The 18,028-nt window shown below is 71.9% G+C and carries 16 protein-coding genes and 1 pseudogene; 10 read left to right on the top strand and 7 right to left on the bottom strand.

Annotation, left to right across the window (positions count from 1 at the left end):
• Nucleotides 1-388 (bottom strand): annotated as a pseudogene (locus AB0912_RS26470) (phosphoketolase); the annotation flags it as partial.
• A gap of 86 nt (nucleotides 389-474) precedes the next feature.
• Between AB0912_RS26470 and ppk2 the strand changes: the two are divergent.
• On the top strand, nucleotides 475-1,278 hold the full coding sequence (ppk2, locus tag AB0912_RS26475) for a polyphosphate kinase 2 (protein ID WP_366703952.1): 804 nt from the start codon (nucleotides 475-477) through the stop codon (nucleotides 1,276-1,278).
• A gap of 44 nt (nucleotides 1,279-1,322) precedes the next feature.
• Here the strand turns inward: ppk2 and AB0912_RS26480 are convergent, their stop codons facing one another.
• Both AB0912_RS26480 and AB0912_RS26485 read right to left on the bottom strand, forming a co-directional pair.
• A complete protein-coding gene (locus tag AB0912_RS26480) occupies nucleotides 1,323-2,228 on the bottom strand; it encodes a universal stress protein (protein ID WP_366704041.1) in 906 nt (301 codons plus the stop codon).
• 272 nt (nucleotides 2,229-2,500) lie between these two features.
• Nucleotides 2,501-2,737 (bottom strand): hypothetical protein, encoded by a 237-nt coding sequence (locus AB0912_RS26485; protein WP_366703954.1) that lies wholly within the window; start codon nucleotides 2,735-2,737, stop codon nucleotides 2,501-2,503.
• Nucleotides 2,738-3,071: 334 nt separating this feature from the next.
• Between AB0912_RS26485 and AB0912_RS26490 the strand changes: the two genes are divergently transcribed.
• Together AB0912_RS26490 and AB0912_RS26495 are read left to right on the top strand one after the other, a co-directional pair.
• On the top strand, nucleotides 3,072-4,100 hold the full coding sequence (locus AB0912_RS26490; RefSeq protein ID WP_366703956.1) for a PHP domain-containing protein: 1,029 nt from the start codon (nucleotides 3,072-3,074) through the stop codon (nucleotides 4,098-4,100).
• A gap of 350 nt (nucleotides 4,101-4,450) precedes the next feature.
• Nucleotides 4,451-5,419, top strand: coding sequence for an SDR family NAD(P)-dependent oxidoreductase (locus AB0912_RS26495; RefSeq protein WP_366703958.1), 969 nt, complete (start codon nucleotides 4,451-4,453; stop codon nucleotides 5,417-5,419).
• A gap of 133 nt (nucleotides 5,420-5,552) precedes the next feature.
• On the opposite strand, the gene AB0912_RS26500 is transcribed toward AB0912_RS26495, so the two are convergent.
• Together AB0912_RS26500 and AB0912_RS26505 are read right to left on the bottom strand one after the other, a co-directional pair.
• Nucleotides 5,553-5,747, bottom strand: coding sequence for a hypothetical protein (locus AB0912_RS26500; protein WP_366704043.1), 195 nt, complete (start codon nucleotides 5,745-5,747; stop codon nucleotides 5,553-5,555).
• Nucleotides 5,748-5,955: 208 nt separating this feature from the next.
• On the bottom strand, nucleotides 5,956-7,272 hold the full coding sequence (locus AB0912_RS26505; protein ID WP_366703960.1) for an ROK family transcriptional regulator: 1,317 nt from the start codon (nucleotides 7,270-7,272) through the stop codon (nucleotides 5,956-5,958).
• Between the two features lie 167 nt (nucleotides 7,273-7,439).
• Here AB0912_RS26505 and AB0912_RS26510 point away from each other — a divergent pair, with 167 nt between their 5' ends.
• The 4 genes from AB0912_RS26510 (at nucleotide 7,440) to AB0912_RS26525 (ending at nucleotide 12,070) form a co-directional block, all read left to right on the top strand.
• Entirely contained in the window at nucleotides 7,440-8,756 is a 1,317-nt protein-coding gene (locus AB0912_RS26510) for a sugar ABC transporter substrate-binding protein (RefSeq protein ID WP_366703962.1), read from the top strand.
• 14 nt (nucleotides 8,757-8,770) lie between these two features.
• Complete coding sequence (locus AB0912_RS26515; RefSeq protein WP_366703964.1) at nucleotides 8,771-9,772, top strand: sugar ABC transporter permease; 1,002 nt, start codon at nucleotides 8,771-8,773, stop codon at nucleotides 9,770-9,772.
• Between the two features lie 70 nt (nucleotides 9,773-9,842).
• Complete coding sequence (locus tag AB0912_RS26520; protein ID WP_366704045.1) at nucleotides 9,843-10,682, top strand: carbohydrate ABC transporter permease; 840 nt, start codon at nucleotides 9,843-9,845, stop codon at nucleotides 10,680-10,682.
• A 29-nt stretch (nucleotides 10,683-10,711) separates the two neighbouring features.
• Nucleotides 10,712-12,070 carry a GH1 family beta-glucosidase gene (locus AB0912_RS26525; protein ID WP_366704047.1) on the top strand — a complete coding sequence of 453 codons (1,359 nt, stop codon included), beginning with the start codon at nucleotides 10,712-10,714 and terminating at the stop codon, nucleotides 12,068-12,070.
• A 123-nt stretch (nucleotides 12,071-12,193) separates the two neighbouring features.
• Here the strand turns inward: AB0912_RS26525 and AB0912_RS26530 are convergent, their stop codons facing one another.
• Nucleotides 12,194-13,108, bottom strand: coding sequence for a DUF3626 domain-containing protein (locus AB0912_RS26530; RefSeq protein WP_366703966.1), 915 nt, complete (start codon nucleotides 13,106-13,108; stop codon nucleotides 12,194-12,196).
• Between the two features lie 252 nt (nucleotides 13,109-13,360).
• Between AB0912_RS26530 and AB0912_RS26535 the strand changes: the two genes are divergently transcribed.
• From AB0912_RS26535 to AB0912_RS26545, 3 genes are all read left to right on the top strand, one after another.
• Entirely contained in the window at nucleotides 13,361-14,623 is a 1,263-nt protein-coding gene (locus tag AB0912_RS26535) for an aromatic acid exporter family protein (RefSeq protein WP_366703968.1), read from the top strand.
• Nucleotides 14,624-14,845: 222 nt separating this feature from the next.
• Nucleotides 14,846-15,901 carry a hypothetical protein gene (locus tag AB0912_RS26540; RefSeq protein WP_366703970.1) on the top strand — a complete coding sequence of 352 codons (1,056 nt, stop codon included), beginning with the start codon at nucleotides 14,846-14,848 and terminating at the stop codon, nucleotides 15,899-15,901.
• Between the two features lie 115 nt (nucleotides 15,902-16,016).
• Complete coding sequence (locus tag AB0912_RS26545) at nucleotides 16,017-17,240, top strand: lactonase family protein (RefSeq protein ID WP_366703972.1); 1,224 nt, start codon at nucleotides 16,017-16,019, stop codon at nucleotides 17,238-17,240.
• On the opposite strand, the gene AB0912_RS26550 is transcribed toward AB0912_RS26545, so the two are convergent.
• Nucleotides 17,208-17,933: a DUF2470 domain-containing protein gene (locus tag AB0912_RS26550; protein ID WP_366703974.1), complete on the bottom strand. Its 726-nt coding sequence runs from the start codon at nucleotides 17,931-17,933 to the stop codon at nucleotides 17,208-17,210. The genes AB0912_RS26545 and AB0912_RS26550 overlap by 33 nt on opposite strands.
• Between the last annotated feature and the right edge of the window lie 95 nt (nucleotides 17,934-18,028).

Genomic DNA, 18,028 nt, shown 5'->3' on the forward strand with positions numbered 1-18,028 from the left:
ACGAAAACTGCCGGAACAGCTTCCCCATCCCCTCCGCATCCCGCGAAACCGACGGATAGGTCTGGCTGTAAGTGCCCTCCAGCCACGAATTCGCCAAAACCGCCGGACCCCCATGCCCCGGACCCCACACGCACAACGCGTCGATCCCCCGCGACCTCACCACCCGGTTCACATGCGTATAAACCAGATTCAGCCCCGGCGAAGTACCCCAGTGACCCAGCAGACGCGGCTTGATGTGATCCGGAGTCAACGGCTCCGCCAGCAACGGATTCGCCAGCAAATAGATCTGACCCACCGCAAGGTAGTTGGCCGCCCGCCAATGAGCATCCAGCATGCGCAGTTCATCGTCGGTCAGTACGGTGCTGTCCTGGTATTCGGCCTTGGGCATGATCACTCCGTAAGTCATCGGGGTACTGCGACGAAGCCGGTCATCGGGGCGTCTCAACGGAGGCGTCCTCGTGCGAAGGAGGCGGCATGGCCGACAAGACGACGGCGAAGGTGCCGCTCGCGGCGTACGAGCGGGAGCTGCTGCGACTCCAGACGGAGCTGGTGAAGCTCCAGGAGTGGGTGCGCACCGAGGGCGCACGGGTGGTGGTGGTCTTCGAGGGCCGGGACGCGGCGGGCAAGGGCGGCACGATCAAGCGGGTGGCGGAACATCTGAACCCGCGTGTCGCGCGGACGGTGGCGCTGCCCAAGCCGACCGAGCGGGAACGCACCCAGTGGTACTTCCAGCGGTACGTGGAACATCTGCCGGCCGCCGGGGAGATCGTGCTGTTCGACCGGAGCTGGTACAACCGGGCCGGGGTCGAGCACGTCATGGGCTTCTGCACCAAGGAGGAGTACCAGTTGTTCCTGCGGCAGTGCCCGATCTTCGAACGGATGCTGGTGGAGGAAGGCGTGCTGCTGCGCAAGTACTGGTTCTCGGTGAGCGACGCGGAGCAGCAGAAGCGGTTCCGGCGCCGGCTGAAGGACCCGACGAAGCGCTGGAAGCTCTCCCCCATGGACCTGGAGTCGATCACCCGCTGGGAGGCGTACTCCCGGGCCAAGGACGAGATGCTGGTGCACACGGACATCACGGAGGCGCCGTGGTTCGTGGTCGAGAGCGACGACAAGCGCCGCGCCCGGCTGAACATGATCGCCCATCTGCTCGCCTCCGTTCCCTACCACGACGTGCCGCCGCCGGTCCTGGATCTGCCCCCGAGGCCGCCGTCGACGGGCTATGTGCGCCCGCCGCGCGACCTTCAGAGGTTCGTTCCCGATCACGCGGCCGGCATCTGAGTCACTGCCTTCATGGATCTGTCTCCTCCGGGGATTCGGGACGGTCACTCGTGCGGGACGACCGCGACGGGCGCCGCGCAGTGGTGCAGTACGGCGTGGGTGACGGGGCCGATGTGGGCGCCGAGCGTGGCGTGCCGGACGCGCCGGCCCACGACGACGAGGGATGCCTCGCGGGAGGCGTCCACGAGATGGTTGGCGGCCTTGCCGGACAGGGAGTCCTGGATGATCTCCACGTCCGGGTACTTGTCGTGCCAGGGCCGGAGGGCGTCCGCGAGCGCGGCGGCGTCCTGCTCGGCCAGCCGGGCGTTCATCTCCAGGTCCGGCGGCATGCCGTAGGCGATGTAGGGCGGTTCGTTCCAGGCGTGGACGACCCGCAGGGCCGTGGCCCGCCGCTGTGCCGCGGCGAAGGCGAATTCGGTCAGCACGTCGTGGGGGCCGCGGGTGTCGAGCCCGAGGACGACGGGCCGGAAGGGCGCTGCCGCGGACGGGATGCCCGAGGGGTCCATCAGGTGCTCGTCCGCGGCCTGTTCACCGGCGCGTACGAAGACGACGGGGTGCTCGGCGCGGGCGACGACGGCCAGCCCGACCGAGCCGACCATGAAGCCGCTCACGCCGCTCAGTCCTCGGGTGCCGAGCACGAGAAGCTCGGCGTCCGCCGCGGCCTTGAGCAGTACCTCGTCGGGGCGTCCGTGGTGCTGCTCCGTGCTGATCTCGATCCCGGGGTGGCGTGCGCGGACGCCTTCGGCCGCCTCGCGCGGAATCCGCTCGCTCCAGTGCTGGTGGGTCTCCGCGCCGAGCAGGGGGGCCTGCGCCATGGGTTCCGGGACCGGCTCCCAGACGTTCACCAGCCGCAGCGGCAGTCCGCGGAGCTGTGCCTCCCGCGCGGCCCATTCAGTGGCGGCGAGGCTCTCGGGGGAGCCGTCGAGGCCTACGGTGACGGTGCCGGGCATGGCGTCCACCTCCAGGGTCGGGGTGCCTGATCGCACGGTCGGGGTGCCTGGTTCCAGCGTCGTGCGGAACGGCGGTGCCGTGCAGGGGCCGCAGGTCCCCGATGGGGGCCGAACGGCCCCATGACCCCGTGCAGACGCGGCGTTCGCCCCCGAGGCCGGACGACCTCTGGAATGCCTTCCCCCTCAAGGGTGAGGCCGGTGTCCGTCAAAAGTGGGGGCCGTCAAAAGTGGGGGCCGACAGCAGTGGGGGCCGACAGCAGTGGGGGCCGGTGTCAGCGCGGTACCCAGGTGAGTTTGTCGCCGCCCACCCAGCGGACCACGTCGGGGTCGTCGAGATCGTGCACGGTGATGCCGTACGCGGCGGCGTACTCCAGGACGTCCGTGATCGCCCTCGCCTCGCCGACCATCTCGCCGTCGATCTCCATGATCCGGAACGGCGGTGTGCCCGGCTGTACCCCGAGCACCATGATCCTCGGGCGGGAGATGTGAGGGCTGGAGCTTTCGGTCATGGCTAGATCGTAAAGCGGTTGTCGCGGGTCAGCGCGGCGCCGGGGGCCGGGCGCCCGGCACGGCCGGAAGGCCGCGGAGCGGCGGGAATCCGCGTTCACCCGCTCGGGTGAGCCGCCGTCCGGGGCGCGGCCGGCGGGTGCCCGGGGGTCCTGGTGCGAGGAGGCGGGGGACCTGGTGCGAGGTGCCCGGTGGTCCCGGCGCGAGGTTCCGAGGTGCGGTCCCACGGAGGCCGGGGAACCCGGCGTGCGGGTTCCGGTGTGCGGTCGTACGGAGGGTGGGGAACCCTGGGAGGAGCGGGCGGCGGCCCCGTGTGCGCGCGGCGAGGAGGTGCCGATGGAGCCCGTGGAGGCGCTGGACCGTATCGCGTTCCTGCTGGAGCGCGCCCTCGCCCCCACCTATCGCGTACGGGCGTTCCGCACGGCGGAGACGGTCATCGCGGGCCTCCCCGCCGACGAGGTGCGCGTCCGTGCGGCGAACGGCTCCCTGGAGAAGCTCAAGGGGGTCGGCCCGAAGACCGCGCAGGTGGTGCGCGAGGCGCTGGCCGGTGAGGTGCCCGGCTATCTGGCGAAGGTGGAGCGGGAGGCCGCGGGGCCGCTCACCGAGGGCGGCACGGCCCTGCGGAAGCTGATCCGCGGGGACTGCCATCTGCACTCCGACTGGTCGGACGGCGGCAGCCCGATCGAGGACATGGGGCGGACCGCGGCCCGGCTCGGGCACTGCTGGGCGGTCCTCACCGACCACTCCCCCAGGCTGACCGTGGCGCGCGGCCTGTCCCCCGACCGGCTCCGCGAACAGCTCGCGGTCGTGGCGGAGCTGAATGAGCGCTGGGCCCCCTTCCGGCTGCTCACCGGCATCGAGTGCGACATCCTCGACGACGGCTCGCTGGACCAGGAGCCCGAACTGCTGGAGCGGCTCGACGTGGTGGTCGTGTCGGTGCACTCCAAACTGCGCATGGACGCGGACGCGATGACCCGGCGGATGGTGGCCGCCGTGCGCAACCCGCACTCGGACGTGCTCGGGCACTGCACCGGCCGGCTGATCGGCGGGCGGGGCCGGCCCGAGTCCGCCTTCGACGCGGACGCCGTCTTCGCGGCCTGTGCGGAGACGGGCACGGCCGTCGAGATCAACAGCCGTCCCGAGCGGCTCGACCCGCCCCGCCGGCTGCTGCGCGAGGCGGTCGCGGCGGGCGTCCTGTTCTCGCTGGACACCGACGCGCACGCCCCCGGCCAGCTCGACTGGCAGATCTACGGCTGTGCGCGGGCCGAGGAGTGCGGGGTGCCCGCGGAGCGGGTGATCACCACCTGGGGCGTGGACGATCTGCTCGCCTGGGCCGGGACGCGCCGGACGCCCGTGGGGGCGTGACGTACGTCACCGGCGGAGCGGCCGTACAGGGGAACACCCGTCGGTAGTTTCCCGTTGAACGACTCGTGGGTGCGGATGGGACAGTGTCCCCGGGCCTCACCTTTTGCCCACAGGGACGATCGTTCGGCTGAAGCCCTGTGGAGCGTTTCGCCGAGAGGCGACCGCCATCCGTGCCCACCCACAGACGGCCCCGACCGCGATTCCCCCGTCCGGTCGGGGCCTTTCCCTTGCCCCGCCCCACCCCGTCCCACCCGGGCCGCGACGCCCCCGGCATCCGGGCCACATGCCCGGCCGCGCGCCGGCCGTGTCCGCTTGACTTGGAGCCCGCTCCAATTCGTAGCGTTCAGGTCATGAGCACAGCACACACCGCACAGCACAAGATCGGTTCGGGTTTCGGCGCCAAGAGCACCGCCGCCGAGGTCCTGGTGGGCATCGACCTCTCCGGCAAGCTCGCGATCGTCACCGGCGGCTACTCGGGCATCGGCCTGGAGACCACCCGGGCGCTGACCCGGGCGGGCGCGCACGTGGTGGTTCCGGCCCGGCGCCCGGAGGCCGCGCGCGAGGCGCTGGAGGGCATCGACGGAGTCGAGACGGACGAGCTGGACCTCGGCGATCTGGAGAGCGTGCGGGCCTTCGCCGAGCGCTTCCTCGCCTCCGGACGCACCATCGACATCGTCATCGACAGCGCGGGCATCATGGCCTGCCCGGAGACGCGGGTCGGCCCCGGCTGGGAGGCCCAGTTCGCGACCAACCACCTCGGCCACTTCGCCCTGGTCAACCGGCTGTGGCCGGCGATCGAGCCGGGCGGCGCGCGGATCGTGTCCGTCTCCTCCACCGGGCACCACACCTCCGGCATCCGCTGGGACGACGTGCACTGGCGCACCGGCTACGACAAGTGGCAGGCCTACGGGCAGGCGAAGACGGCGAACGTGCTGTTCGCCGTCGAACTCGACCGGCTCGGCCGGGACTCCGGGGTGCGGGCCTTCGCGCTGCACCCGGGCGGCATCCTCACCCCCCTCCAGCGGCACCTGGCCAAGGAGGAGATGATGGAACGCGGCTGGATCGACGAGAACGGCGAGCTGCTGCACCCCGACGTGTTCAAGACGCCCGAGCAGGGCGCGGCCACCCAGGTGTGGGCCGCCACGTCGCCGCGGCTGGCGGGCCTCGGCGGGGTCTACTGCGAGGACTGCGACATCGCCGAGCCCACTCCCGAGGACGGCACGGCCACCGGTGTGAAGCCGTACGCCATCGACCCGGAGCAGGCCACCCGGCTGTGGACGCTGTCGGCGGAGCTGACCGGGGTGAACGCCTTCGCCTGACCGGCGCTCGGCACACGGCACACGGCACACGGCACACGGCACACGGCAAGCAGCGCACAGTGCGCGGGGGCCGCGGGATTCAACTCCCGCGGCCCCCGCGCGCGTTGCGACCGGCGCCGCGCGCCGTCGGCTCTCAGTCGGTGGACTCCTGCGGGCCGGGGTGCTCAGGGTGCACGGTGTCGGAGCGCGGGGCGCCCTGGCGGGCGGTGCCCGCCTCGTCGGTGTCGGGGACGTCCGTGGCGGACCCGTTCCCGTCGGCCTCGGGTCCGTCCTCCCCCGAGACGACGTCCCAGGGGTCGTCGCCCTCGCGGGCCTGCTGGTCGGGCATGTCCCGGGGAACCGGGTGAGGGCTCTCACCGGGGCCCGTCGGAAGCTCGTCGCTCACGGCGCACTCCGTTCGTGGGGCGGATCGGGGGGTGTCGGCGCGGCCCGCACACCGTCGGACGGACCGCTTCCCGACCCGGCCCAAGTACCACGGGGACCACCGGTGAAACCCCTCGCACGCCGCTGACCTCGCGGTCTCGCGGACCGGCGGGTCAGTGGGGTGCCCGCTCCTCCAGAGCGGTGCGCCAGGCGGGCGGCGGGCCCGCGGGCGCCGGTTCGGCGCGCCGGCCGCCGCGGGCGAAGAAGTCGGCGAGCGGCAGGATCGCGGCGCCGACCGTGACCGCGTCGGGGCCGAGCCGGCCGAGGTCGACGGTGACCCGCTGAGCGGGGTAGCGCAGCGAGTACGAGAGCGCGTAGCGGCGGACGGCGGGCAGGAAGCGGGAGCCGAGCTGGAGGCCGGCCCAGCCGCCGATGAGGATCCGCTCGGGCTGGAAGAGGTTGATGAGGTCGGAGAGTCCGGCGCCCAGGTACTCGGCGGTCTCCTCCAGGACGGCGAGGGCGATGGGGTCGAAGGCGGTGCCCTCGGGCGGGTAGGCGGCGGCCAGCATCGCGGTCAGCGCCGTCTCCTCGTCGGTGCCCTCCGGGGGGTGTCCGCCCTCCTCGCGCCAGCGGTCCAGCAGGGCCTCGGCTCCCGCGTAGGCCTCCAGGCAGCCGAGGGAGCCGCAGCGGCAGCGGCGCCCCCTGACCCGTACGGTCAGATGGCCCCACTCGACGGACCGGCCGTTCTCCACGTCGTCGGTGACCAGGCAGGCGCCGACGCCGGAGCCGAAGAGGACGACGACCGCGTTGCGCGCGCCGCGTCCGGCGCCGAACCACATCTCGGCCTGGCCGAGGGTGCGGGCGCCGTTGTCCGCGAAGTACGGGACGGTGTCGGGGAGTTCACAGGCGGAGCGGAGCAGGGACTCCAGCGGGACGGCGTCCCAGCCGATGGTCTGGCCGTGCACGACCGCGCCGCGCTCGGGGGTGCGGGCGACGATGCCGGGCACACCGATGCCGACGCCGAGGAGCTGGTGAGGGGCGACGCCCGCCTCGGCGAGGACCTCGGCGATGCCGTCGCGGATGTGGCCGACGATGACGTCGACGTCGTAACCCTGGCTGCGCAGCGGGCGGTCGTAGCCGTGCCGGGCCAACGGGCTTTCCACCCGGGCGAGTTCGGTGAGGGTCAGGTCGAACAGCTCGACGCGGACGCGGGTTTCGCCGACGTCCACGCCGATCATGTGGCCGCTGCCGGGGACCACGCGCAGCAGGGTGCGGGGACGGCCGCCGTCGGAGTCGACGCTTCCGGCCTCCTCCACGAGTCCGTCCGCGACCAGCTCGGCGACCACGTTGCTGACCGAGCCGGAGCTGAGTCCGGTCGCGGGGCCCAGCTCGTAGCGGCTCATCGGCCCTTCGAAATACAACCGTTGCAGTACGGCGGTGCGGTTGCCCCGTCGCAGGTCACGCACTGTCCGACCGTTCCGCGCCGCCATGTGATTCCCTTCCGGCCTGCCCGACCTGCAAGATACCCCTGCGCGATCCCTTGACGCGACTTTCTTCCGGGTCTTAACTCACGTCCTAAATTAAGCCATGAGGATCGTTCGGGAAGTGAACGCGGGCGCTCCTCCTGGCTCCCTCCGGGAAAGGGACATACGCAGCTATGCGCAGAATCCGAGCCGCGGCCGCCGGTGCGGTCACCATCTCTCTGCTGACCGCCGCGACCGCCTGTGGCGGCGGCTCGTCGAACGGCGGCGGGTCCAACGACTCGCCGAAGACGCTCACGTACTGGGCGTCCAACCAGGGCGCCAGCATCGCCATCGACAAGAAGGTCCTCACCCCCGAACTCGCCAAGTTCGAGAAGCAGACCGGCATCAAGGTCAAGCTGGAGGTCGTTCCCTGGTCCGACCTGCTGAACCGGATCCTCACGGCCACCACCTCGGGTCAGGGCCCCGACGTGCTCAACATCGGCAACACCTGGAGCGCCTCGCTCCAGGCCACCGGCGCGCTGCTGCCGTGGGACGCGAAGAACTTCGCCAAGATCGGCGGCAAGGACCGCTTCGTCGACTCCGCGCTCGGCTCGACCGGCGTCGAGGGCAAGGACCCCGCCGCGGTCCCGCTGTACTCGATGGCGTACGCGCTGTACTACAACAAGCAGATGTTCGCCGACGCGGGGATCTCCAAGCCGCCGGCCACCTGGGACGAGCTGGTCGCCGACGGCAAGAAGCTCACCAAGGACGGCCACTGGGCGATCGGCGCCGAGGGCGCCAACGTCTCGGAGAACATCCACCACGCGTTCGTCTTCGCCAAGCAGCACGGGGCGGAGTTCTTCAAGGCCGACGGCACCCCCGACTTCACCAACGACGGTGTGGTGGCCGCGGTCAAGCAGTACGTCGACCTGATGGCGAAGGACAAGATCATCGCCCCGGGCAACGCCGAGTACGCCCAGAACCAGTCCATCAGCGACTTCGCCAAGGGCAAGAACGCCATGCTGCTGTGGCAGTCGGCGGCGGCCAACCTCAAGTCGCAGGGCATGAGCCCCGACAAGTACGGCATCGCCCCGGTGCCCGTGCAGTCCGGCACCCCGGGCACCGGCACGAACACCAACTCCATGGTTGCCGGCATCAACCTCGCGGTCTTCAAGAACTCCAAGAACCTCGACGGCGCGACCAAGTTCGTGAAGTTCCTGACCAGTGACGCCGAGCAGAAGATCCTCAACACGGCGTACACCTCGATCCCGCCGGTCAAGTCGGCCCAGGAGGTCGCGCCCTTCACCGACGAGTCGAACGCGGTCCTCAAGGACACCCTGGCCAAGAGCGCGGCGGCGCTGCCGCAGGTCGCCGACGAGTCCCAGTTCGAGACCGCGGTCGGCACCGCCGTCAAGGACCTGTTCGCCGACGCCGCCGCCGGCCGCGCGGTGACCACCGCGTCGGTGAAGGCCAAGCTCGAGAAGGCCCAGCAGCAGATGCCGAAGAAGTGAGTGCGGAAACCGCCATGACCACCACGACCGCCGCCTCCGCCGACCCCGGCGAGACGACGGTGCGCAAGAACTCCCCCGGTGCGGCGCGAGGCCCGCGCCGCACCGGGCGGATCAAGCGCATCGGACTGCCCTACCTTCTGCTTCTGCCCGCCCTGCTCCTCGAACTCCTCGTCCACCTGGTGCCGATGGTCATCGGCATCGTGATGAGCTTCAAGGAACTCACCCAGTTCTACATCCGCGACTGGGGCACCGCGCCCTGGTCGGGCCTCGACAACTACTCGGTGTCGGTGGACTTCGACGCGCCCGTCGGCAAGGCGCTGCTGCACTCGTTCTTCGTCACCGTGGTCTTCACCGTGCTCTCGGTCGGGCTGTGCTGGCTCATCGGCACCGCCGCCGCGATCTACATGCAGGACACCTTCCGCGGGCGCGGCATCCTCAGGGCGCTGTTCCTCGTGCCGTACGCGCTGCCCGTGTACGCGGCCGTCATCACCTGGGTCTTCATGTTCCAGCACGACAACGGCCTGGTGAACCACGTCCTGCACGACCAACTGCACCTCACCGATCAGCCGTCCTTCTGGCTGATCGGCGACAACAGCTTCTACGCCCTGCTCACCGTCTCGGTCTGGAAGGGCTGGCCGTTCGCCTTCCTGATCGTCATGGCGGGCCTGCAGAACATCCCGGGCGAGCTGTACGAGGCGGCGGCACTGGACGGCGCCGGGCTGTGGCAGCAACTGCGCCGCATCACCCTGCCGTCGCTGCGGCCGGTCAACCAGGTGCTCGTCCTGGTGCTGTTCCTGTGGACGTTCAACGACTTCAACACGCCGTTCGTGCTGTTCGGCAAGACGGCCCCGGAAGCGGCGGACCTCATCTCGGTCCACATCTACCAGGCGTCCTTCGTGACCTGGAACTTCGGCACCGGCTCGGCGATGTCCGTGCTGCTGCTGCTCTTCCTGCTCGTCGTCACGGGCGTCTACCTGCTGCTGACCTCCCGGGGAAGGAAGACGTCCGATGTCTAGCACCTCCACCGCCGCCACGGCCACGCCCACGCCCACGGCCGCCAAGCCGACCACCGCCCGGCGCTCCCCGATGGCGCCTCCGCGGTCCTTCCAGTGGAGCCGGGGGATCTTCCTCACGCTGCTCACCGGGTTCGTCCTGGTGCCGGTGTACGTCATGATCTCCAGCTCACTGAAGCCGCTCGCCGACGTCACGGGCCAGTTCCGCTGGCTGCCGAGCGGTCTGACGTTCCGGCCGTACATCGACATCTGGTCGACGGTGCCGCTGGCGCGCTACTTCGTGAACTCGCTGATCGTCGCGGGGACGGCCACGGCCTGCTCGGTCGTGATCGCGGTCTTCTCGGCGTACGCGGTCAGCCGCTACAACTTCCGCGGCAAGCGCGTCTTCACGGTGACCGTGCTGTCCACGCAGATGTTCCCCGGCATCCTCTTCCTGCTGCCGCTGTTCCTGATCTACGTCAACATCGGGAACGCGACCGGCATCGCGCTGTTCGGCTCGCGCGGCGGTCTGATCCTCACGTATCTGACCTTCTCGCTGCCGTTCTCGATCTGGATGCTGATCGGGTACTTCGACTCGGTGCCGCGCGATCTCGACGAGGCGGCGCTGGTGGATGGTTGTGGGCCGCTCGGGGCGCTGTTCCGGGTGGTCGTGCCGGCCGCGATCCCGGGGATCGTGGCGGTCGCCGTCTACGCCTTCATGACCGCCTGGGGCGAAGTGCTGTTCGCGTCCGTGATGACCAACGACGCCACCCGCACGCTCGCCGTCGGGCTCCAGGGCTACTCCACGCTCAACGACGTGTACTGGAACCAGATCATGGCCGCCTCGCTCGTCGTCAGCGTTCCCGTGGTCGCCGGCTTCCTGCTGCTCCAGCGCTATCTCGTCGCCGGACTGACCGCGGGAGCCGTGAAGTGACCGATTCCATTGACGACGAAGGGACTTCAGTGACCATCGACCTTGCCGCCCTCCCCGAGGACTTCCTGTGGGGTACGGCCACGTCGGCCTACCAGATCGAGGGTGCCGTCAGCGAGGACGGCCGCTCCCCCTCCATCTGGGACACGTTCTCGCACACCCCGGGCAAGATCGACAACGGTGACGACGGGGACGCGGCCTGCGACCACTACCACCGCTGGCGCGAGGACATCGGCCTCATGCGCGAACTGGGCACCAACGCCTACCGGTTGTCGGTGGCCTGGCCGCGTGTGGTGCCCGGCGGTGACGGCCCGGTCAACGCCAAGGGGCTGGCCTTCTACGACGAGTTGATCGACGGGCTGCTGGAGGCGGGCATCACCCCCTCCGTCACCCTCTACCACTGGGACCTGCCCCAGGTGCTCCAGGACCGGGGCGGCTGGCCGGCCCGTGACACCGCGGAGCACTTCGCCGCGTACGCGGCCGTGGTGGCGGAGCGGCTCGGCGACCGGGTGAAGCACTGGACCACGCTCAACGAGCCGCTGTGCTCGGCGTGGATCGGGCACCTGGAGGGCCGGATGGCCCCGGGCTTCACCGACCTGACGGCCGCGGTCCGCACCTCGTACCACCTGCTCCTCGGCCACGGTCTCGCCACCCAGGCGATCCGCGCCGCGGTGCCCGGTGCCCAGGTCGGCATCGTCAACAACCTGTCCGACATCCAGCCGGCCACCGACCGTCCCGAGGACGTCGCCGCGGCGAAGCGGCTCGACGGGCACGCCAACCGCTGGTGGCTCGACCCGGTGCACGGCCGCGGCTTCCCGGCCGACATGGTCGAGCTGTACGGGGTCGAACTCCCCGAGGTGGCGGGCGACCTGGAGACGATCGCCGCGCCGCTGGACTGGCTGGGCCTGAACTACTACTTCCCGTCCACGGTCGTCGACGACCCGTCGGAGCCGGCCCCGCACGTCCGCGCGATCCAGCGGCCGGGCGTGCCCCGCACCGCCATGGACTGGGAGGTCGAGGCCGCGGGCATCGAGCGGCTGCTGCTCCGTCTGACCCACGAGTACGGCGCCCGCAAGCTGTACATCACGGAGAACGGCTCCGCCTACCCGGACGTCGTACGGCCCGACGGTGTCGTCGACGACCCGGAGCGCACCGCCTACCTGGAGCAGCACCTGGCGGCCTGCGCCTCCGCGGTCCGCAAGGGTGTCCCGCTGGCCGGCTACTTCGCCTGGTCGCTGCTGGACAACTTCGAGTGGGCGTACGGCTACGACAAGCGGTTCGGTCTGGTGCACGTCGACTACAAGACGCAGAAGCGCACGATCAAGGGCAGCGGTCACCGCTACGCGGAGATCGTCCGCGAGCACCTGAGCCGGAGCCGCAACGCGGCCTGACGGCCACCAGCGCCCGGCCGCGGGCACGACGCGGCCCGACGACACGAACGCCCCCGGTGGCGCGGCTCACGAACCACGAGCCGCGCCACCGCCGGTTTTCGGGCGCCTGCCCAAGGACCCCGCCTACCCTCCGGCCACCCCCGGCCTGACATCCCTCTCGGCGGTCCCCGCTCCCCGTGGGGCGCCGAAGCGGGCGAGGCAGTGCCAGACCTTCTTCAGGTCCTGGAGGTCGTGCCGGCCGGTGCGAGCCGCGTCGCCGATGATCCGGGGGTCGAGCCGGCCGTCCTCGGCGACACGCGCGCCGAGGACGACGTACTCGGGGCCCCGGAAGCCGGGGTGCCGGCGCAGTTCCCCGACGTCGAGCCGGTAACCGGGATGCCACGCGACCGGGCACGGCAGCCGGCGGGCGGCGGCCTCGACGGGGGTGCCCCGGTAGGAGGCGTCGAGGACCAGCGCCTCCACGTCCCGGGCCAGGACGACCGGTCCGTGGATCTGCGCCTCGATGTAGTCGTCGAGCGCGTCGCGGTCGTCCGCCCGCGCCCGCTCGACCAGGGACATCCGGGCCGCGACGCCGAACGCGGCCGGTTCGGCTGCGCTGTCCGGGTAGCAGAAGGTGGCCCGGCGCAGCGTCGCGCCGGTGAGGCGGAAATGGGACGAGCCGAACCGGGGCGCGGCGCCGACCGCCTGCCGGCGGAAGTCGAGCCCTCCGTAGACGGGGCGTTCGGCGGCGGGGGCGGTGTCGTAGGCGGCGCCGAACATCCGGCTCTCCCAGCGCCGGCGGTCGCCGCCGGGGTGCGCGGTCAGGCCGCCGTTGCTGGTGCCGGTGGTGAACTGTGAGCGGTAGACGCCGTCACGGGCCATGGACTCCAGGATCGCGACGCCGTGGGCCTGCCGGTCGGGGTGGAAGTTCAGGGTCAGGCGCAGGGCGGGGGGCAGCGGAGGGCCGCAGGAGCGGGCGGTGACGTACCGCAGGGCCCGCTCCTGGGGAGAGCCCCGGCCCGGTCCCGTACGGCTGTCGCTGGCGTCTGTCACGTCCATCGGTCCCCCTCGTGGGACGGGCGGCACGCGTCCCGGCCCCGTCGTGTGTCCTCTCCCGAAGGGCCTCGCTCCCCTTCGGCGGATCTCCATGGATCCCGCGTCGGGGCGGGGTTCCGCAACTCGTTTGCCGGGTCGGTGCGGGTCCTCCACCGGATGCGCGCCCGTGTCAGCAGTTCGCTGTCGTGGATCTTGGGCACTCTGGTTCGACCGGGGGCACGTTCGGTGCAGGTGCGAAAGGGGAAGGCCCAAGAGATGCAAGAGGCACGTGGTGAGTGGGCGGCGTCCGTCGCGAAGATCGTCGAGCGGCGTCGGGAGCCCGTGGTCGTCCAGACGCTCCGCTCGACGTTCGCCGCGACCCTCGCGTACGTGGTGGCCGTGCATCTCAGTCCCGAGGCCGCGCCGCTGACCGCCCCGCTGACCGCGCTCCTGGTCGTGCAGGTCACCCTGTACTCGACGATCACCACCGCCATCCGACGGGTGAACTCCGTGGTGGTGGGTGTGGTCATCGCCATCGGGTTCAGCAGTCTGGTGGGCCTGACCTGGTGGAGTCTCGGGCTGATCATCCTGGCCTCACTCGCCGTGGGGCATCTGGTCCGGGTCAGCGAGTTCGTGCCCGAGGTGGCGATCAGCGCCATGCTGGTCCTCGGCGTCACCCGGGTGGGCGACACGGCGTGGGCCCGCGTGCTGGAGACGCTGATCGGCGCGGTCGTCGGCCTCGCCTGCAACCTCGTGCTGGCACCCCCGGTGTGGGTGGGCGTGGCCGGGGAGTCCATCGAGGATCTGGCCCGCCGGATGCGGCAGTTGATGCTGCGGATCGGCGAGCAGGCCGCCGGGCACACCCCCTTCCTGCTGGCGGCCGAGCGGCTGCACGAGGCGCGCCGCCTGGACCACGACATCGCCTCGGTGGACGGGGCCCTGCGGCAGGCCGAGGACAGCTTGAAACTGAACCCGCGCGTGCGCGAGGGACTGCTGCACCGGGTCGTGCTGCGCACCGGGCTGGACACGCTGGAGATCTGCACGGTGGTCCTGCGGGTCCTCGCGCGCAGCCTGACCGACCTGGCGAAGGAGCGGGAACCGGAGCCGCTGTTCGATCCGCAGGCGGGTGCGGTCCTGGAGGAGCTGCTGTCCCAGATGGCCGACGCGATCGTCAGCTTCGCCGTGCTGGTGACCACCGACGTCAGCCGCAGCGCCGAGAACGCGGAGGAACGGCTCAGCGCGGAGCTGGCCACGGCGGCCGGTACGCGGGACAAGCTGGCCCAGTTGTTCCTCGACGAGGTCCAGCGGGACCCGCGCCAGTGGCAACTGCACGGATCGGTGCTCACCGAGGTCACCCGCATCATCGACGAGCTGGACACCGAGCACCGCACCCGCCGGCTCCTGGAGGAGCTGGACCGCAGCGGCCGTGAGGAGCGCGAGAACCGGCCGCAACTCGCCCGGCTGCGGCGCCGGCTGCGGCTGCCGTCACGGCTGCGCCGGAACCGGAACCGATCCGGCGCCTCCGGACGTTCTATGTGAGAGGTCCGTGCGGGGAGGACGGTCCCGTGAGGATGAGCTGTCCGTGGAGACGGGCGGTCCCGTGGGGACGAGCGGTCCCGTGCGGGGATGTGGTCCCATGCGGGGACGTGGTCCCGTGGGGCCGGTGAGGTTCCCCGTGTGGGGGCGAGTGGTGGCGCCGGGTCGCGGTGCGCCGCCGTTGGTCCGCGCGGGGGCGAGGCGAGAAGACGAGGGGGCGGGCGGATGACCGAGGACACCGTACGGATCGACGGGAACGCGCTCAGGCTGCCGGGCGGGGTGCAGGTGCGGTTCATCAGGACCCTGCGCCTGCCCGAGTCGGGCACCCACGCGCTGCCGCCGGGGCTCGGGGAGTTCCCGGTCCGGCGGATCGAGGACTACGGCGACCGGGTGCCGGAGGCGTGGCGGGCCCGGGGCGGGGTGATGCTGCCGGTGTATCTGCGCGAGGCGATGTGGCTCAGCTTCGCGGGGACGGCGGAGCCGGCCGCGTTGCAGGTCGGCGTGGGCAAGGTGTGCGCCGTCTCGGGCAAGCCGTGGAGTCCGAGGCTCCACCGCGACCCGCAGAACTACGTCGTGCTGCCCCGCCAGCCCTGGCTCGACGGGATCAACTCCGGGAAGGGCACGGTCCGCCAGTTCGTGGCCGTCCCGCTGGGCCTTGGGGCCACGGTCGAGGGCCAGGTCACCGGCGAGGAGGTCTGGGGCGGCGTGCAGCTCCAGTCGTTCCCGCTGAACGAGCGGGAGCTGACCGTCTGGCGCGAGGCGGAGCGGCGCAGGGCGCGGCGGTTCCCTCGGATGCCGATGGCGGCGGGGGCGTACGGCGGACCGGCCATGCCGATGGCCGCGCCCGCCCCGGGAGCCGCTCTCACCGCGGGGGCCGCCCCCGCCGCGGCGCGCAGCGCGCCGGCGATGGGTCTCGGGGTCGGCGGTTCGATGCGCCAGGAGGTCTACGCGGACGACCGGCCGCTGAAGGCCTGGGCCGAGGAGCCCGCCGGGCGGGTGTTCGTGCATCTCGTGACACCGCCGGAGTGGCGCCGGATCACCGGTGAGGCGCCGCCGCCGTCCCCGGTGGACCGTGCCGCGTACACGAACGCGGGACTCCCCTGGTTCGACTACTACGACGAGGACGCCACCGACCTCGCCCCCACGCAGGAGCTGGGCTCGGTCAAGCCGGTGGGCGACTGGCTGGGAGACGACCACGAGCCCTGGCAGCAGCCATCACCCCATCAGGTGAAGCCGCTCGGGGACGCGCCCGGCAAGCCGGTCGGGGACGGCGACTGGTAACCACCCCGCCCGCGTTGCGCACCGCGCAACGCGGGTTGCCCTTCTTGCACTCCCGGGGCGTCGCGCGCCAAGGTGGTGGTCACAGCCGAGGCAACCGACTTCCCGAGGTGCAGGCATGAGCAGTGGGGCAGAGCCGTCACGCGGTCCGGGCGGCGGCTGGAGCAGGCGCCGTTTCGTCGGTGCCCTGGCGGGGGCCGCCGCGATCACGACGGTCCCGGCACCGGCCCGCCCGCAGTCCGGCCCGGCCGGGGAACCGGCGGCGGCGAAGACCCCGGCGGCGGCCCCGTCCTCGGCCCCGGCGCGGCGGGACGGACCCCGCCCGCTGTATCTCGGCACATACACCTCGGGCGAGGGCGCCGGGAAGGGCATCGGGCTCGCCACGTACGACGCGCGGACGGGGGCGGTGACCGGCGGCGGTGTCGTGACGGGCGTCGCGAACCCGTCGTTCCTTACGGTGCATCCGGACGGGCGCACGCTGTACGCGGTGGACGAGCAGGACGCGGGCGCGGTGACGGCCGTACGCCTGCCGGATCACGAGGTGCTCGGCTCGCGGGCCACCGGCGGCGCGGGTCCCTGTCATCTGTCCGTGCATCCGGGCGGGCGCTGGCTGCTGAGCGCGAACTACGGCTCGGGCAGTGTGGCGGTGCATCCCCTCGACGCCTCGGGCGCGATCGGTGAGCGCACGGACCTCGTCACGCATTCCGGTCCGCCGCCCGGGCCCGGCCAACAGGGCCCGCACGCGCACCAGTTCGTCACCGCGCCGGACGGCCGCCATCTGCTCGCCGTCGACCTGGGCACCGACACGGTCTACACCTACCGGCTGGACGACAGCGCGGGCACGCTCACCGAGGTGTCCCGGGCGGCGGCGAGGCCGGGGGCCGGCCCGCGCCATCTGACGTTCCACCCCGGCGGGCGGTACGCCTATCTCGCCAACGAGGTCGACAACACGGCCGCGGTCTGCGGCTACGACCCGGCGGACGGCCGCCTCACGATCGGCGAGCCGCAGTCCACCGGCACCGGGAGCGGTACGAGCTATCCGGCGCAGTTCCTGGTCACGGCGGATGGCGCGTACGCCTTCCTCGCCAACCGGGGCCACAACAGCCTGACGCGGTACGCGATCGAGGCGGACGGGGCCCGGCTGCGGCTGCTGGACACGGTGCCGGTCGGCGGCGACTTCCCGCGCCATATCGCCTTCTCCCCCGACGGCCGGCTGCTGTTCGCGGCGAACCAGCGGTCCGGCACGGTCACGGTCTTCGAGGTCGACGGCGCGAGCGGTGAACTGCGGCGGGTGGGCGATCCGTTCGCCTCACCCGTCGCGGTCTGTGCGCTGCCGCTGTAGGGCGCGGGGGCAGGAGACGGCGCTCGCCTGGGTGAGCAGGACGTGCATGCGCTCGGTGAGCTGGGACACGTCGTCGGCGGGGGCGTGGAAGGGCAGCCGGACGTCGCCGTTGCCGCGGACCCGCTCGATGCGCAGGGTCAGTCCGTGCCGGTCGACGGCGAGCGGCTGGACGCGCACCGCGCCGTGCAGGCTGTCCGGTTCGACCAGGCGGGTGAGCCGCTCGACGGCGTCCCCGTGCGCGTCGGCGAGGTGGGTGAGCAGCTCGGCCTCGGCGAGGGCGAGCGGGTCGGGCTCGGCGGCGGCGAGTTCGTCCAGGTCGACCACCACGGTTCCACAGGGGCGGCGCAGGACCGCGCGGGTCGGCCGGAACGCCAGGTGCCCGTCCTCGGGGACGAACCAGCCGGCGAGCCAGAGCCGGGCGCGGATCCGGTTGCGTACGGGAACCGGCGCGACGTCGGCGAACTCCAGGACGGCGGACGGCTCCCCGCGCGGCGAGCAGATGGCGGCGGCGAGCAGCGCGCTGTCGTCGGGCACGTGCAGGAGCACCCGGCCGTCGGCGGCGACGGAGTGCGCGCCGACGAACTCCTCCCGGCCGCCCTCCGCGCTGACCGCGCAGGACCAGGCCGCGGCGAGCACCGAGCGGGCGTGCTCCGCCGCGGCGGGCGCGGCCGTCCAGGTGTGACGGTCACCCATCAGCTTCCTCCTAAGGTAAGGCTTGCCTAACTTATCGAAGTTCCGGGCGTACGCCAACCACGCCGCACCGCGAGTTCCGGACAGCCCCGCTCGCG

It is taken from the genome of Streptomyces sp. NPDC007084, from assembly GCF_040703595.1.
Taxonomy (GTDB): Bacteria; Actinomycetota; Actinomycetes; order Streptomycetales; family Streptomycetaceae; genus Streptomyces.

Excerpts from the sequence above, each read along its gene's own strand:
- ppk2 (WP_366703952.1), top strand. The coding sequence starts at position 475 with ATGGCCGACAAGACGACGGCGAAGGTGCCGCTCGCGGCGTACGAGCGG.
- AB0912_RS26480 (WP_366704041.1), bottom strand. The coding sequence starts at position 2,228 with ATGCCCGGCACCGTCACCGTAGGCCTCGACGGCTCCCCCGAGAGCCTC.
- AB0912_RS26485 (WP_366703954.1), bottom strand. The coding sequence starts at position 2,737 with ATGACCGAAAGCTCCAGCCCTCACATCTCCCGCCCGAGGATCATGGTG.
- AB0912_RS26490 (WP_366703956.1), top strand. The coding sequence starts at position 3,072 with ATGGAGCCCGTGGAGGCGCTGGACCGTATCGCGTTCCTGCTGGAGCGC.
- AB0912_RS26495 (WP_366703958.1), top strand. The coding sequence starts at position 4,451 with ATGAGCACAGCACACACCGCACAGCACAAGATCGGTTCGGGTTTCGGC.
- AB0912_RS26500 (WP_366704043.1), bottom strand. The coding sequence starts at position 5,747 with ATGCCCGACCAGCAGGCCCGCGAGGGCGACGACCCCTGGGACGTCGTC.
- AB0912_RS26505 (WP_366703960.1), bottom strand. The coding sequence starts at position 7,272 with ATGGCGGCGCGGAACGGTCGGACAGTGCGTGACCTGCGACGGGGCAAC.
- AB0912_RS26510 (WP_366703962.1), top strand. The coding sequence starts at position 7,440 with ATGCGCAGAATCCGAGCCGCGGCCGCCGGTGCGGTCACCATCTCTCTG.
- AB0912_RS26515 (WP_366703964.1), top strand. The coding sequence starts at position 8,771 with ATGACCACCACGACCGCCGCCTCCGCCGACCCCGGCGAGACGACGGTG.
- AB0912_RS26520 (WP_366704045.1), top strand. The coding sequence starts at position 9,843 with ATGGCGCCTCCGCGGTCCTTCCAGTGGAGCCGGGGGATCTTCCTCACG.
- AB0912_RS26530 (WP_366703966.1), bottom strand. The coding sequence starts at position 13,108 with ATGGACGTGACAGACGCCAGCGACAGCCGTACGGGACCGGGCCGGGGC.
- AB0912_RS26535 (WP_366703968.1), top strand. The coding sequence starts at position 13,361 with ATGCAAGAGGCACGTGGTGAGTGGGCGGCGTCCGTCGCGAAGATCGTC.
- AB0912_RS26540 (WP_366703970.1), top strand. The coding sequence starts at position 14,846 with ATGACCGAGGACACCGTACGGATCGACGGGAACGCGCTCAGGCTGCCG.
- AB0912_RS26545 (WP_366703972.1), top strand. The coding sequence starts at position 16,017 with ATGAGCAGTGGGGCAGAGCCGTCACGCGGTCCGGGCGGCGGCTGGAGC.
- AB0912_RS26550 (WP_366703974.1), bottom strand. The coding sequence starts at position 17,933 with ATGGGTGACCGTCACACCTGGACGGCCGCGCCCGCCGCGGCGGAGCAC.